The organism is Nocardia pneumoniae NBRC 100136 (assembly GCF_000308755.1).
Taxonomy (GTDB): domain Bacteria; phylum Actinomycetota; class Actinomycetes; order Mycobacteriales; family Mycobacteriaceae; genus Nocardia; species Nocardia pneumoniae.
This window is the reverse complement of sequence record NZ_BAGF01000006.1, coordinates 81,447-93,950: the sequence shown is the minus strand read 5'-3', so window position 1 is coordinate 93,950 and position 12,504 is coordinate 81,447. Positions and strand designations below refer to the sequence as shown.

16 protein-coding genes are annotated in these 12,504 nt (G+C 69.2%); 8 read left to right on the top strand and 8 right to left on the bottom strand.

Annotated features, from left to right (window positions below; genetic code table 11):
* Positions 1-336 precede the first annotated feature (336 nt).
* Positions 337-1,086, top strand: a complete 750-nt coding sequence (locus ON34_RS01915) for a copper chaperone PCu(A)C domain-containing protein (protein WP_040773296.1) — start codon at positions 337-339, stop codon at positions 1,084-1,086.
* Positions 1,087-1,151: 65 nt separating this feature from the next.
* Positions 1,152-2,549, top strand: a complete 1,398-nt coding sequence (radA, locus tag ON34_RS01910) for a DNA repair protein RadA (RefSeq protein WP_040773293.1) — start codon at positions 1,152-1,154, stop codon at positions 2,547-2,549.
* Positions 2,550-2,551: 2 nt separating this feature from the next.
* Here radA and ON34_RS01905 read toward each other — a convergent pair whose 3' ends face one another.
* Positions 2,552-3,202: a hypothetical protein gene (locus ON34_RS01905; protein ID WP_040773290.1), complete on the bottom strand. Its 651-nt coding sequence runs from the start codon at positions 3,200-3,202 to the stop codon at positions 2,552-2,554.
* Between the two features lie 124 nt (positions 3,203-3,326).
* Positions 3,327-3,950: a carbonic anhydrase gene (locus ON34_RS01900; RefSeq protein ID WP_040773558.1), complete on the bottom strand. Its 624-nt coding sequence runs from the start codon at positions 3,948-3,950 to the stop codon at positions 3,327-3,329.
* Positions 3,951-4,049: 99 nt separating this feature from the next.
* Here ON34_RS01900 and ON34_RS01895 point away from each other — a divergent pair, with 99 nt between their 5' ends.
* A complete protein-coding gene (locus ON34_RS01895; protein ID WP_281032429.1) occupies positions 4,050-4,964 on the top strand; it encodes an HhH-GPD family protein in 915 nt (304 codons plus the stop codon).
* Positions 4,965-5,128: 164 nt separating this feature from the next.
* Here the strand turns inward: ON34_RS01895 and ON34_RS01890 are convergent, their stop codons facing one another.
* Entirely contained in the window at positions 5,129-5,875 is a 747-nt protein-coding gene (locus ON34_RS01890) for an alpha/beta fold hydrolase (RefSeq protein ID WP_040773287.1), read from the bottom strand.
* Between the two features lie 58 nt (positions 5,876-5,933).
* Between ON34_RS01890 and mhuD the strand changes: the two genes are divergently transcribed.
* The 4 genes from mhuD to ON34_RS01870 all read left to right on the top strand — a co-directional run bounded on the left by mhuD (position 5,934) and on the right by ON34_RS01870 (position 7,999).
* Positions 5,934-6,248, top strand: coding sequence for a mycobilin-forming heme oxygenase MhuD (gene mhuD, locus ON34_RS01885; protein WP_040773284.1), 315 nt, complete (start codon positions 5,934-5,936; stop codon positions 6,246-6,248).
* 262 nt (positions 6,249-6,510) lie between these two features.
* Complete coding sequence (locus tag ON34_RS01880) at positions 6,511-6,705, top strand: CbtB domain-containing protein (protein WP_039794710.1); 195 nt, start codon at positions 6,511-6,513, stop codon at positions 6,703-6,705.
* The gene (locus ON34_RS01875; RefSeq protein ID WP_040773279.1) at positions 6,696-7,484 is read left to right on the top strand and encodes a CbtA family protein; all 789 of its coding nucleotides are present in this window, start codon (positions 6,696-6,698) and stop codon (positions 7,482-7,484) included. The genes ON34_RS01880 and ON34_RS01875 overlap by 10 nt, the downstream gene beginning before the upstream one ends.
* A gap of 137 nt (positions 7,485-7,621) precedes the next feature.
* Complete coding sequence (locus ON34_RS01870; protein WP_157172142.1) at positions 7,622-7,999, top strand: hypothetical protein; 378 nt, start codon at positions 7,622-7,624, stop codon at positions 7,997-7,999.
* A 187-nt stretch (positions 8,000-8,186) separates the two neighbouring features.
* Here ON34_RS01870 and ON34_RS01865 read toward each other — a convergent pair whose 3' ends face one another.
* The 3 genes from ON34_RS01865 to ON34_RS01855 all read right to left on the bottom strand — a co-directional run bounded on the left by ON34_RS01865 (position 8,187) and on the right by ON34_RS01855 (position 9,891).
* Complete coding sequence (locus tag ON34_RS01865; protein WP_040773273.1) at positions 8,187-8,627, bottom strand: OsmC family peroxiredoxin; 441 nt, start codon at positions 8,625-8,627, stop codon at positions 8,187-8,189.
* Positions 8,628-8,921: 294 nt separating this feature from the next.
* On the bottom strand, positions 8,922-9,242 hold the full coding sequence (locus ON34_RS01860) for a DMT family transporter (RefSeq protein ID WP_040773270.1): 321 nt from the start codon (positions 9,240-9,242) through the stop codon (positions 8,922-8,924).
* A gap of 1 nt (position 9,243) precedes the next feature.
* On the bottom strand, positions 9,244-9,891 hold the full coding sequence (locus tag ON34_RS01855; protein WP_040773267.1) for an FMN-dependent NADH-azoreductase: 648 nt from the start codon (positions 9,889-9,891) through the stop codon (positions 9,244-9,246).
* A gap of 99 nt (positions 9,892-9,990) precedes the next feature.
* Between ON34_RS01855 and ON34_RS01850 the strand changes: the two genes are divergently transcribed.
* Entirely contained in the window at positions 9,991-10,599 is a 609-nt protein-coding gene (locus ON34_RS01850; RefSeq protein WP_040773264.1) for a TetR/AcrR family transcriptional regulator, read from the top strand.
* An 8-nt stretch (positions 10,600-10,607) separates the two neighbouring features.
* Here ON34_RS01850 and ON34_RS01845 read toward each other — a convergent pair whose 3' ends face one another.
* On the bottom strand, positions 10,608-11,471 hold the full coding sequence (locus ON34_RS01845; RefSeq protein ID WP_040773261.1) for an ABC transporter permease: 864 nt from the start codon (positions 11,469-11,471) through the stop codon (positions 10,608-10,610).
* A complete protein-coding gene (locus tag ON34_RS01840; protein ID WP_040773258.1) occupies positions 11,468-12,370 on the bottom strand; it encodes an ABC transporter ATP-binding protein in 903 nt (300 codons plus the stop codon). The genes ON34_RS01845 and ON34_RS01840 overlap by 4 nt, the downstream gene beginning before the upstream one ends.
* Positions 12,371-12,504: the final 134 nt, after the last annotated feature.

Genomic DNA, 12,504 nt, shown 5'->3' with positions numbered 1-12,504 from the left:
GCTTGACAGAAGCCGGGCGGTGTGCATTACGTTGTGCCAGAAGGGGTTATCTCCTGCCTCGGTCGCCCCCGGTGCCCACCGGCGGCCGGGCGCCTTCGTCGCAACCTCTGAACCTCGACCGAACTGTTACCCACGCGCGGGGTGTCGGCGCGAGTACGGCCCGCGCTCGACCCGGCACCGCCTCCTGAGCGGGTCCGCGTGGCAGCCGGGGGTACGTTGGCACAGCCCCCACGCCTGGGCCGCCGAGGGAACTACTACGCTGCCTAGTTACTACGCTCCCGAGCGGAGCAGAGCCCGGTCGACATGGAGGGACAACCCGTGACTGCCCTGAAAGCTGTGACCGCCCCGAAGGGGGCGCGACGTCGCATGGTGACGGTTGCCGCACTCGCCGCCGGAGCGGCGATCGCGCTGTCCGGCTGCGGCGCGGGTCAGATCTCGCAGACCGCGGAGCAGGTCGCCGCCGTGAACGGCAACCACGCCGACGTGGGCGCCATCGCGCTGCGCAACGTGCACATCGTCTACCCGGCCGAGGGCACCGCGTACACCAACGCCAAGGGCGGCAAGGCGGTTATCGCCCTGTCCATCATCAACAACAGCGAGTCCGTCGCCGACGAGCTGGCCAGCATCACCACCGACCTGGGCACCGTCAAGATCACCCCGGCCGCCGGGAAGTCCGGCGTCCAGCTCGCTCCGCAGCAGACCGTCGTCGCGGGGACCCAGCCGGTCAAGCACGACGCCCCGGCCCCGACGACGACCGCGGCGCCGACCACCACGGCTGGAACACCGACCACCACGGCTGGAGCGCCGACCACCACGGCCCGCGCGACCACCACCCAGGCCGACTCGCACGGCGGCGGCGACCACGGCGCCCAGCCCGCCGCCGACCCCGAGGCCAACCCGGTGCTGATCGAGATCACCGGCCTGACCAAGGACATCACCCCCGGTCTGACCTACAACGTCGCGTTCAACTTCAAGCAGAACGGCACCGTCCAGGTCCAGGTCCCCGTCGACGCGGGCGTGCACACCGAGCGGCAGGAGTCCGACAAGTCCGGCCCGGCGGAAGCCGAACACAAGGGCGGTCACTGAGCCGGTCTGATTCACGGCGCCGCGGGGAACCCGCCCCTGTCGGTGTTGGTGCGTAAGGTGCGCCTGTGGCAAAGACCAAGCCGATCTTCCGGTGCTCCGCTTGTTCGCACGAAGTCGCCAAATGGGTGGGCAAGTGTCCCGAGTGCGGGGCTTGGGGCACCGTCGACGAGGTCGTCGTCGGAGCGGGCGCGGTCGGGGCCCCCGGGCGCAGGGCGATGTTGCCCAGTACCGCGGCCGCACCGATCTCGCAGATAGACGCTCGGGTCACCAAGGCGAGGCCGACCGGAGTCAGCGAACTGGACCGGGTGCTCGGCGGCGGCGTGGTGCCGGGTTCGGTGGTGCTGCTGTCCGGCGAGCCCGGGGTGGGCAAGTCGACGCTGCTGCTGGAGGTCGCCCATCGGTGGGCCACCCAGCGCGACGAGAAATCGCTCTATGTCACGGCGGAGGAGTCGGCGGGGCAGGTCCGGCTGCGCGCCGACCGCACCGGCGCGGTGCACGAGCGGGTCTATCTGGCCGCGGAATCGGATCTGTCGATCCTGCTCGGGCACGTCGAGCAGGTCCGCCCGACGCTGCTCGTGGTCGACTCCGTGCAGACCATGCTCGCTCCGGAGGCCGACGGCGTGATCGGCGGCGTCACCCAGGTGCGCGCCGTGACCGCGGCGCTGACATCGCTGGCCAAGGCGAGCGGAATCGCCGTGCTGCTGGTCGGGCACGTCACCAAGGACGGCAATGTGGCCGGTCCGCGCACGCTCGAACACCTTGTCGACGTGGTGTTGCAGTTCGAGGGCGACAAGAACTCCACGCTGCGCATGGTGCGCGGCATCAAGAACCGCTTCGGCAGCGCCGACGAGGTCGGCTGCTTCGAACTGCACGAGGACGGAATCGCCGGTGTCGACGATCCGTCCGGCCTGTTCCTGCACCACCGGACCGATTCGGTGCCCGGCACCGCGGTGACCGTCGCGATGGACGGCAAACGGCCCCTGGTCGGCGAGGTGCAGGGCCTGACCGTGAAGACCGAGATCCCGCAGCCGCGCCGCGCGGTGAGCGGACTGGACTACAACCGGGTCGCCATGGTGCTGGCCGTCCTGCAGAGCCGCGCCCGGGTATTCCTCGGCAAAAGCGACGTCTACGCCGCGACGGTCGGCGGCATGCGGCTGATCGAGCCCGCGGCCGACCTGGCCATCGCACTGGCCATCGCCAGCGCCGAAGCCGATGTGTCGATCCCTCCCGGCTGGGTGATCCTCGGCGAGGTGGGGCTGGCGGGCGAGGTCCGCAAGGTGACCGGCGTGAGCCGCAGACTGGCCGAAGCCGAACGCCTCGGCTTCACCACCGCCCTGGTGCCTCCCGGCCTTGCCCCGGTCAAAACCACCATGAAAATCCACGAGGTCACCGACCTCCGCTCCGCCATCCGCATAGCGGGCCTCCGCAAATTGCGCGCCGCCCCAGACGAGGCGGCGAGCTGACTTCAGGCGATGTTGAACGGCTCGGCGGCGCTGCGCACCGAACCCAGTTGCGCCACAACGTTGTACGCGCCCGGGGGCACCGGAACACGTTCGCCCGCACAGTTGGGTTGCGAGGTGGAGCCCGACCAGGTCACCGTGAACGCCGCCTGCTCACCGCGATTCATCGTGCGGACGTCGGGCTGGCCGTCCGGGTAGCAATCCGTGCTCGACCACAGCCGCCGCTGGCCGTCGAGGGTGTGCACCGACACTTGCTGCAGACCCGACCCCATGTCCCGGGTGCAGGCCACCGACGAGATGTTGGTGATGACGATCCCGAACACCGGCTGCTCGCCGCTCCGGTAGGTGGGCTGTTCCACGGTCACTTTGATCGCGAGCGACTGGTCGGGGCACGGCCCCGCCGCCGCGGCGCTCGCGGCGGCCGACGACTTCGGTACGCCGGAATCACCCGACGGCTTGGCCGCCCCGGTGTCGGCCGGCTTGGCCACGACCGAGCTGGACCCGGCGGTCTTGGTGTCGCCCGGCGAGTCACCGCCGCGCACGACCGCGAGCACGACCCAGATCACCAGCGCCAGCGCGACCACCAGGATGCCGATGGCGAATGCGCGTCGACGCCAGTAGATCTCCGGTGGCAGCGGTCCATTCGGTTCCAGCACGCCTCAACGGTAAGGGCACGATCGGGCCCAGCGTCTCAGGGGCACGGCGTGTCGGCCGCCCGCCCCCGTCGGCTGCGGGTACATTCCGCCGGCACGCTGGATGAAACCTCGGCGTGCCGCGGTCTCAGACCACCTCGCCGATATTGCCGACGACCCGGTGCAATTGCACTTTGCCCTCGGCCAGCTTGTAGGTCACGCACGCGATCGCGCACTCACCGGTCGCGACCCGCTGCGAGATGATCATCGACCGCTGCATGAGCAGGCGGCTGGTCTCCACCACGTGCCTGGCCTCCATCTCGTCGACGGTGGACAGACCTTCGCGGCGGCCGATCAGAATGGACGGCGTGACCCGCTCCACCACACTGCGGATGAATCCGCCGGGGACCTCGCCGCCGTCGAGCGCGTCGATGGTGGCCTTCACGGCGCCGCAGCTGTCATGGCCGAGCACTACGATGAGCGGCACGTTGAGCACCTGCACCCCGTACTCGATCGAGCCGAGCACCGAACTGTCGACCACATGGCCCGCGGTGCGCACGACGAACATGTCGCCGAGGCCCTGGTCGAAGATCAACTCGGCCGCGACCCTGGAGTCGCCGCAACCGAACAGGATCGCGTGGGGGTGCTGGCCACTGACGAGTTTGGCCCGGTCGGCGGCGCCCTGGCTAGGATGCAGCAGCTCACCGCTGACAAAGCGTTCGTTGCCTTCTCGCAGGGACTTCCAGGCACTGATCGGGTTGGAATCCGGCATACCGACCATTGTGCACACTGGTTGCGTTACCAGCGAGTTCACTCGGTTACGGGTGGGCAAATACCGCCTTGCGGCGATAGGACGGGGATAGTGAGGGCAGTGCGGAACAGCGCACCGAACGGCATCGACGCGGACACGTTGCTGGACTGGTATCGAGCGACCGCGCGCGACCTGCCGTGGCGCAGGCCGGGCGTCACCGCGTGGCAGATCCTGATGAGCGAGATCATGCTGCAACAGACCCCGGTCGTGCGCGTGGAACCGATCTGGCGCGAGTGGGTGGCGCGCTGGCCGGTCCCCTCGGCGATGGCGGCGGCCGCACCGGCCGAGGTGCTGCGGGCCTGGGGCAGGCTCGGGTATCCGCGGCGCGCCCTGCGCCTGCACGAGTGCGCCGGAGTGCTGGCGGCCGAGCACGGCGACGAGGTGCCCGCCGACGTGGACGTGCTGCTCGGCCTGCCCGGCATCGGCGCCTACACCGCGCGCGCCGTCGCGTGTTTCGCCTACGGCCAACGCGTTCCGGTGGTGGACACCAACGTGCGCCGCGTGGTTGCCAGAGCGGTGCACGGGCGCGCGGAAGCGGGCAACCCGTCCTCGCGCGATCTCGCCGAGACCGAAGCGCTGCTGCCCCGCCAGGTCGACCGCGCCGCGGTGTTCTCCGCGGCCCTGATGGAACTCGGCGCGACCGTGTGCACCGCGCGCACCCCGGATTGCTCGCGCTGTCCGCTGCCGAGCTGCGCGTGGGTCACCGCCGGACGGCCGGTGACCGACGTGGTCCGCCGCACCCAGAAGTACGAGGGCACCGACCGCCAAGCCCGCGGTCGCCTGCTGGACGTCCTGCGCCATGCCAGCGGCCCGGTCGAGCGGGTATGCCTCGATCTGGCCTGGACCCGCGACCCGGGACAACGCGATCGGGCGCTCGACTCGCTGCTGGTGGACGGCCTGATCGAGCAAACCGCCGACGGCTTGTTCGCGCTCGCGGGCGAGGGCGGCGGCCAGGACGCGGAAGCCCGTCCCTGACGGGCCGCCGTCGTCAGCCCGCGCACGGCCGCAGCGAAGGCACGAGGTACGCACAACCCGCACGGCCGCAGCCAAGACACGGAGGTACGCACAACCTGCACGGCCGCAGCCAAGACACGGAGGTACGCACAACCCGCACGGCCGCAGCGAAGGCGGAGGTACGCCTAAGCGCCGAGCACGCGCCGCAGGAAGCGCTCGACCTCTGCCCGGTAACGCAGCGGCTGGTCATCGTGCACGAGGTGGCCGGTGCCGGGGACCAAGGCGTAATCGGCTTCCGGATGCGCGGCGGCCATTCGCCGCATTTGTCCCGGTGGGGTGATGCTGTGCTCGCCCTCCAGCAACAGGGCGGGCGCCCGCACGGCCTGCCATTGCCGCCAGAAATCGCGGGTTCCCCATTCCTCGGAGATGTCACGGAAGGTTGCGACCGAACCGTGCAGCCGGTATCCCCCCGGCCCGCGCTCGAGCGCGTTCAGGAAGTACCGCCCTGCCACCGGTCCGAAGAACGAAAGCACCGCCTCGTCGTCGGGAAACGGCTGCGGCCACGCCTCGATCATCGCGGCCCAGTGCGCGGCGGTGCGGCCGGTGAAGTCCGGGGCGATGTCCTCGATCACCAGCGCTCGGACCCGCTCGGGATGGGTCGCGGCGAACACCCACCCGTGCAGCGCGCCCATCGAATGCCCGATCACGACCATGGGCTCGGTGATCGCGGCCGTGCCGGCGGCGAGGTCGTCGACGAATGCCTCGGTCGTCAGTTCCCCCGGCGCGGGCCTGCCGTGCCCGGCGGCGTCGAAGGTGTAGACATGGCCGTATTCGCGCAGCCAGTCCAGCTGATCGCGCCACGTGCGCGCGCTGCCCATCAGTCCGTGCAGCAGCAGAATCGGCGCGCCTGCTCCGCCTTCGTCGTACAACATCGCTTCGACAATACGAGGCACCGAGCACCTGCTCGGCGGCAACCGCTAGCTTGGACGCATGGCTGTTGTGAAGATCAACGCGATCGAGGTTCCCGAGGGCGCGGGCCCCGAGCTGGAGAAGCGGTTCGCCCACCGTGCGCACGCGGTCGAGAACTCGCCCGGCTTCCTCGGCTTCCAGCTGCTGCGCCCCGTCGCCGGCGAGAACCGGTACTTCGTTGTCACCCAGTGGGATTCGGAGGAATCCTTCGCCGCCTGGCGGGACGGACCCGCGCGCGAGGCGCACGCGGGCGAGCGCCAGAAGCCGGTCGCGACAGGCGCTTCGCTGCTCGAGTTCGAGGTCGTGCTCGACGTCGCCGGGAAGCCCGAGAACTGACCTCGACGCCTATCGCCGGGCAGGCCTGCCTGCCCGGCGACTCGCCCGACGCCGTGGTACGCCCGTGCCGGACATAGTTGACGCCGGGTGCGTACGGGTGTCACAGTTCGAAGGACAAACGCGAAGGTGATGCGGTAATTCCGGTGAGATTCCGGAGCGGTCGCGCCACTGTATTCCATGCACCGAGTCCGGTGCCGGAAAGCCAGACACCGGCACCGTCGCGCCACCACCCGATGGGACGCGTATCCCAAGGAGGACTCGAATGGCCATCGCGCATTCACCAAGCCGGGCAACCGATTCCCTGGCCACCGTGCTCGTCACGGTCGGTGTCGTTCTTCTCGCACTGCTCACGCTGTACCTGGTCGGATTCGACCAGGGTGTCATCTCGCGCAGCGGGATGTACCTGCATGAGCTGATGCACGACGGACGCCACCTGCTGGGGCTTCCGTGCCACTGACCGGCTCACTCGGAAAACTGCTGCTTCGCGGCCTGCTGGCCGGCCTCATCGCCGGGCTGCTGGCCGCGACAGTCGGTTACTTCGTCGGCGAACCGAAGCTGGACGCCGCGATCGCCATCGAAGAAGCGGGCTCCACCGCCGAGCACACGCACGGCGAGCACGCCGAGCCGGGCGGGCATTCCCACGGTGACGAGGAAGAACCGCTGGTGAGCCGCACCGGCCAGAAGTTCGGGCAGTTTCTCGCGCTCGGGCTGGCCGGGCTCGCGCTCGGCGCCGTCTACGCCTCGGTCGCGCATGTCGCGCGGCGCTACACCGCGCTGTCCGGGCCGCGACTCGCGGTGGCGCTGGGTGTAGCGGGCTGGGCCGCGATCGTCGCGGTGCCGTTCTTCAAGTACCCGGCCAATCCGCCCGCGGTGGGTGATCCCGACACCATCGACCACCGCACCCTCCTGTGGCTGGCGGCGGTGCTGCTCGGCATCGTGGCAGTCGGTGCCGCGGTGGCGGTGTTCACCGTGTTGCGCGCACAACTGTCCACCGTCCGGCTGATCGGCGGTGTCGCCGCGTTCGTGTTGGTGACGGCGCTCGGCTACGTGCTGCTGCCCGGCGTGAACGAAGTGAGCGCGGATTTCCCGGCCACCCTGCTGTGGGAGTTCCGGGTGGCGTCACTGGCCGAGACCGCCACGCTGTGGACATGCCTGGCCTTGGGCTTCGCCGCCCTCACCGAATTGGTGACGCGTACCGATACCCCGGTCCGAGTAACGACTGCTACCCCGGACTGATTCGAATCGGGAAGCGCTGAGGCAGTGTCGGTCCCATGACCGGCACTGCCTTTTCGTCTTGGCCCGCCCCACTGCGCGTTCATGTCTCCGCGCCACCGCGCTCCGTTCGCGTCTCGTTCATCGCGCTTGTGGCCGCTTTGCTGGCGGGCATCGCCGAAGCGAGCGTGCGGGCAGCACGCGCGTTCGGCACCGACCCGGCGGCACTGCTCGCCGGACTAGGCATGCGCATCGCGATTTATTCGGTGGTGCTGACCGTCGCGGTACGTATGACGCACGGCGACCGTTGGGCGCGTCTGCTGATCACTGTGGGCATCGGCGTGTTCGGCCTGCTCTCACTGATCATCGAGCCGCTGGCTGCGGCCATGTCGGCGAAGGAATTCCGGGACCTGTTCACCGACGTGAGCCCCGCATCCATATGGCTCGGGGTCTTCCGCACAGTCCACATAGCCGCCGTACTGATTGCGATTCCCGCGCTCTACGCCCGGTCCGCCCGCCGCTGGTTCCGCGAGCACTGATACTTCGCACCCGCCCGGCCCCAAACCCGTGCCAGTCCCCTGGTTCCGCAGGCGGTGGCTTTTCGCACATCCGCCTCGTTCCAAAGCCGCGCCACCCCTGATTCCGCAGGCACTGACTCGTCGAGCACCAGCCTCGCTCCCCGCCCACCTCATCGCGGTGTGCGGGGAGCAAAGCGGTCGCGCGAAACTACGCGAGGGCCGCGTCGAGGGTGATGTTGTCGACTCCCGCCAGCGCTTTGCTGACCGGGCAGCCCGCCTTGGCGGCCTCGGCGGCGGCCTGGAAGGCGTCGGCGTCGATGCCGGAGACGCGACCGCGGACGGTCAGCTTGATGCCGGTGATCCGGAAGCCGCCCGCCGGGTCGGGGCCGAGGGTGACGTCGGCGGTGACGTCCAGGCTCTCCGGCGTGCCGCCCGCGTTGCCGATCTGCGCCGAGAGCGCCATCGCGTAGCAGGAGGAGTGCGCGGCCGCGATCAGTTCCTCCGGGCTGGTGGTGCCGTCGGCCTCCTCAGCGGAGCGCTTCGGAAACGACACGTCGTACTTGCCGACCCCCGAACTGGTCAGCTCGACCTGTCCCGAACCCTCCTGCAGGGTCCCGGTCCAGGCGGTACGCGCGGTACGTGTGGGCATCACGGTCCTTTCGCCGATGATCGTTTGACGATTCAGCTCGAACCTACCCCGGCCGCCTCGCCACGGCCCACCGCTTCGCCGATCGGTTTCGCGCCGTCGTGTGGTCCGCACTCGCGCCGCGGTCGAGGCCCAGCGCGCCGGAATCCCGGACGCGCCAAGCACACCGGGCCTGGTCGCTCGACGCCGCACCAAGAAACGCGCTATCGGCCCAACGGTCGGCGGCGCGCCTGAACGCCCACCTGGACCACCAGACGGAACCCTCGCTCGCTCCACACCCGGTGGATCGCGGGCACGTCACTCCGGGTTCGTGATCCTGGCCAGCACGATGCCGCCCAGGATCAGCGCGAGCGCCAGGACGCGACCCGCACTGAGCGGGTCCTTGTTGACGACGATGCCGAGCGTGATCGCGCCGAGCGCTCCGATGCCGGTGAACACCGCGTAGGCGGTGCCGACCGGCAGCGTCTGCATCGCCCGGGACAACAGGTACACCGCGGTGACGCCGAGAGCGAAGCAGACCAGCGTCGGCAGGAGTCTGGTGAAGTTCTCCGTCGGCTTGATGCTCTGCGACCAGACGATCTCCACGAGTCCGGCGATACCGAGCACCACCCAGTTCATCTCAGTACTCCTCGGCCAGATCCCGCGCCGTCGCCAGTGCGAGGGCGTAGGACGCGTCGTGCTCGGCTCGCCGATGCGCGAGCGCGGGGTCCTGGCGGGAATTGGCGAGCTCCGCGTGCACGAAAACCGTGTCCGATACGGCGAAGTGGCCTGCGAAGAAGTCGCGCAGAAAGCGTTCCTGATAGTCGTACGCCGCCTTGGGCGCGCCGGGTGAATACGCGCCGCCCCGTGCGGTGGTCACGACGAATCGCCGGGCACCCAAGGACATCCGGGGAAAGGTCACCTGATCCAGCCACGCTTTGAGCGAGGCGGGGATCGAGTAGTTGTACATCGGGGTGCCGATCAGGATGACGTCCGCCGCGAGCAGTTCCGCGAGCAGCGGCCGGACGATGTCCCACGCGGCAGCCTGTTCCGCGGTGCGGACCAGTTCGCCGAGCCGTTCCGGATCCGTGCTCGGCAGGGCCAGTACCGCGTCGCACAGTTCGGTCCACGCTTCTCCGATGAACGGCACCGGATCGGCGGCCAGATCGCGGTAGCGGTAGTCGCCGTCGGGGTGCCGCGCACGCCATGCACTGGCGAATGCGGCGCTCAACTCTCGGCTGATCGACTGCCGCCGCGCGCTGGCGTCGAGGTGCAACAAGGTGCTCATGACCAAACCTCCCAATAATCCGGACAGATCGTCCGGTTGAGACGTTAGCCATAACCGGACAGCTTGTCCAGTTATTCCGGCGTCGGCTACAGTCGCGGCATGGAACCCCGCGACGACCTGCTCACCGGACCCGAGTCCGGGCGGGCGCGACCGCCCGAACGCGCGGACGCGGCCCGCAACCGGGCCAAGGTCCTGGCGGCGGCGGCAGACCTGTTCGCCGATCGGGACCCCCGCACGGTGACGATGGACGACATCGCGAAGGCGGCCGGCGTCGGTCGCGGCACCCTGTATCGGCGGTATCCGGACATCAACTCGATCGCGGTAGCCCTACTCGACGAACACGAGCGCGACCTACAGGCGAAATTGCTCACCGGGCCACCACCGCTCGGCCCCGGAGCCGCACCTGGACAGCGGCTGGCCGCGTTCTACGCCGCGATGGTCGAATTGCTCGAAACGCACGCGCATTTGGTGCTCGGCGCCGAAATCGGCGGAGCCCGCTTCGCGACCGGCGCGTACGGATTCTGGTACGCGCACGTGCGAGCGCTGCTGGTGGCAGCGGGGGTTCGGGAGCCGGACGCGATGGTGGACCCGCTTCTCGCGCCGCTGGCCGCTGAGGTCTATCGGCGGCAACGCGAGCGCGGGCTCACCGCGGAACAGATCGCCGAGGCGCTCCGCACCATCGCGGAATCCCTTCTCGGCGATGAGTAAACGGCGATTCACGCCAGATCGCGTTTCCGCATCAGCCAGATCGTTCCGCCCGCGAAGATCACCAGATAGCTCGCCAGCACGACCAATGACTCGGTTCTCGACAGCACATCGAGCACGCCCGGCGTAGCCGGTCCGTCGACCGTGCGCATCGACCCGGCCAGCGAGCCCGCCGCCGTGCCGGGTAGGTGATCGGTGATCACCTCGATCGGCGGGAGAATGCTCGCGACGCCGCGCAGCAGGTTCTCCACCACCAGCACCCAGACCAGGCCCAGTCCCACAGCGAGCGCGGGCCCGCGCGCGATCGCCCCGATGAGGACGCCCGCCAGCGTCCACATGCCCAGAATCGCTATGCCGGTGAGGATTCCGAGCAGCGCCCGGGACAGCGATGGCGGCGTGAGCGCCTGCGACTCGGACACCGCGATCAGTCCGGCGATCGCGATATCCGCGATGAACGCCACGCACACCAGCCCGACCACCACGCCCGCGAGACTCGCCACTACTGCGGCAACGGCGTGCACCCGCGAAGGACCCTGCGTGAAAACGGTTTTCCACGTTCCCCAGCCATATCCGCTGCCGATGGTCAGTGCGCCGAGGATGAGCATCAGCGCGCCACCGAACATCGCCATCCCCTGAGTGAACACTTCGGGCACCGCGGCGGGCAGCATCTGCCGCAGCAGCGCCTCGCGGGGCAGGCCATTGGACATTCGACCGGATTCGCCCGAGGTGTACGCCAAGTAGTTGAAGAGGTAGGCGAACGTGAGATTCAGCAGAATCCACGTACCGAGGATTATCCAGAACGCCGGCCACTTCCGTAGCCGCAGCATTTCGGCTTTCGTGCTGGCCACCAGATCACGCAGTCGCAACGCGGTCATCGCACCGTCTCCAGTCGCGTCATTTCGAAGAACACTTCCTCCAGGGATTTCTCGTCGACCCGCAGTTCCAGGAGGTCGGCGCCCGACGCCACGACGGCACGCGCCACCGCGGGCGCGGAGACGGCGTCCGACTCGATCCGGATGCCGCTCGCGGTCAGCAACGCCGAACGCTCGCCGACCAGGTGGCGCACCGCGGGCAACGCCAGCTCCAACGGCTCGGCCCGCAGCAGCAGCGACGAGGCCCCGCGCAACTCCCCGACCGTCGCTTCGGCGAGCAGCGTGCCGTGCGAGATCACACCGACGCGGTCGCAGATCTCCTGCACCTCGCTGAGCATGTGGCTGGACAGCAGCACGGTGTGGCCCTCGGCGGCCAGATCCGTGATCAGCTCCCGCATTTCGGCCATCCCCGCCGGGTCCAGGCCGTTGGTCGGCTCGTCCAGGATGAGCAGATCCGGACTGCCCAGCAGCGCCGCACCCACACCGAGCCGCTGTTTCATGCCCAGCGAGTAGGTGCGGAATTTGTCGTCGGCGCGGGACGCCAGGCCGATCCGGTGTAGTGCGTCCTCCACCTCGGTTCGGCCGAGGCCGCGGTAGTTCGCGAGCACACGCAGGTTGTCGCGGCCGGAGAGGTACGGGTAGAAGCCGGGGCCCTCGATGAGCACACCGATCCGGCGGACCACCGCTGGATCACCGGGGCTGTGCCCCGCCACGGTGGCCGTCCCCGCAGTGGGACGGATCAGCCCGACCAGCATTCGTAGCGTCGTGGTCTTGCCCGCTCCGTTCGGGCCGAGAAACCCATAGATCTCGCCGGACGCGACGTTCATGCTGACACCGGAGACCGCGGCGTTGTCGCCATAGCGTTTGGTCAACCCTCGGGTGACCACGATCGAATCTGTCATGCACCGAGAATCCGCCGCCGACCCCGGCTGGGCATCCGTCGCCGAGCGACATTCGGTGTACGTATCGAGAACCATGCGCCGCGGCCGTCGCTGCGGAATTCTGTCCGCGCCCATCGCGCATTCCGGATGCCGAT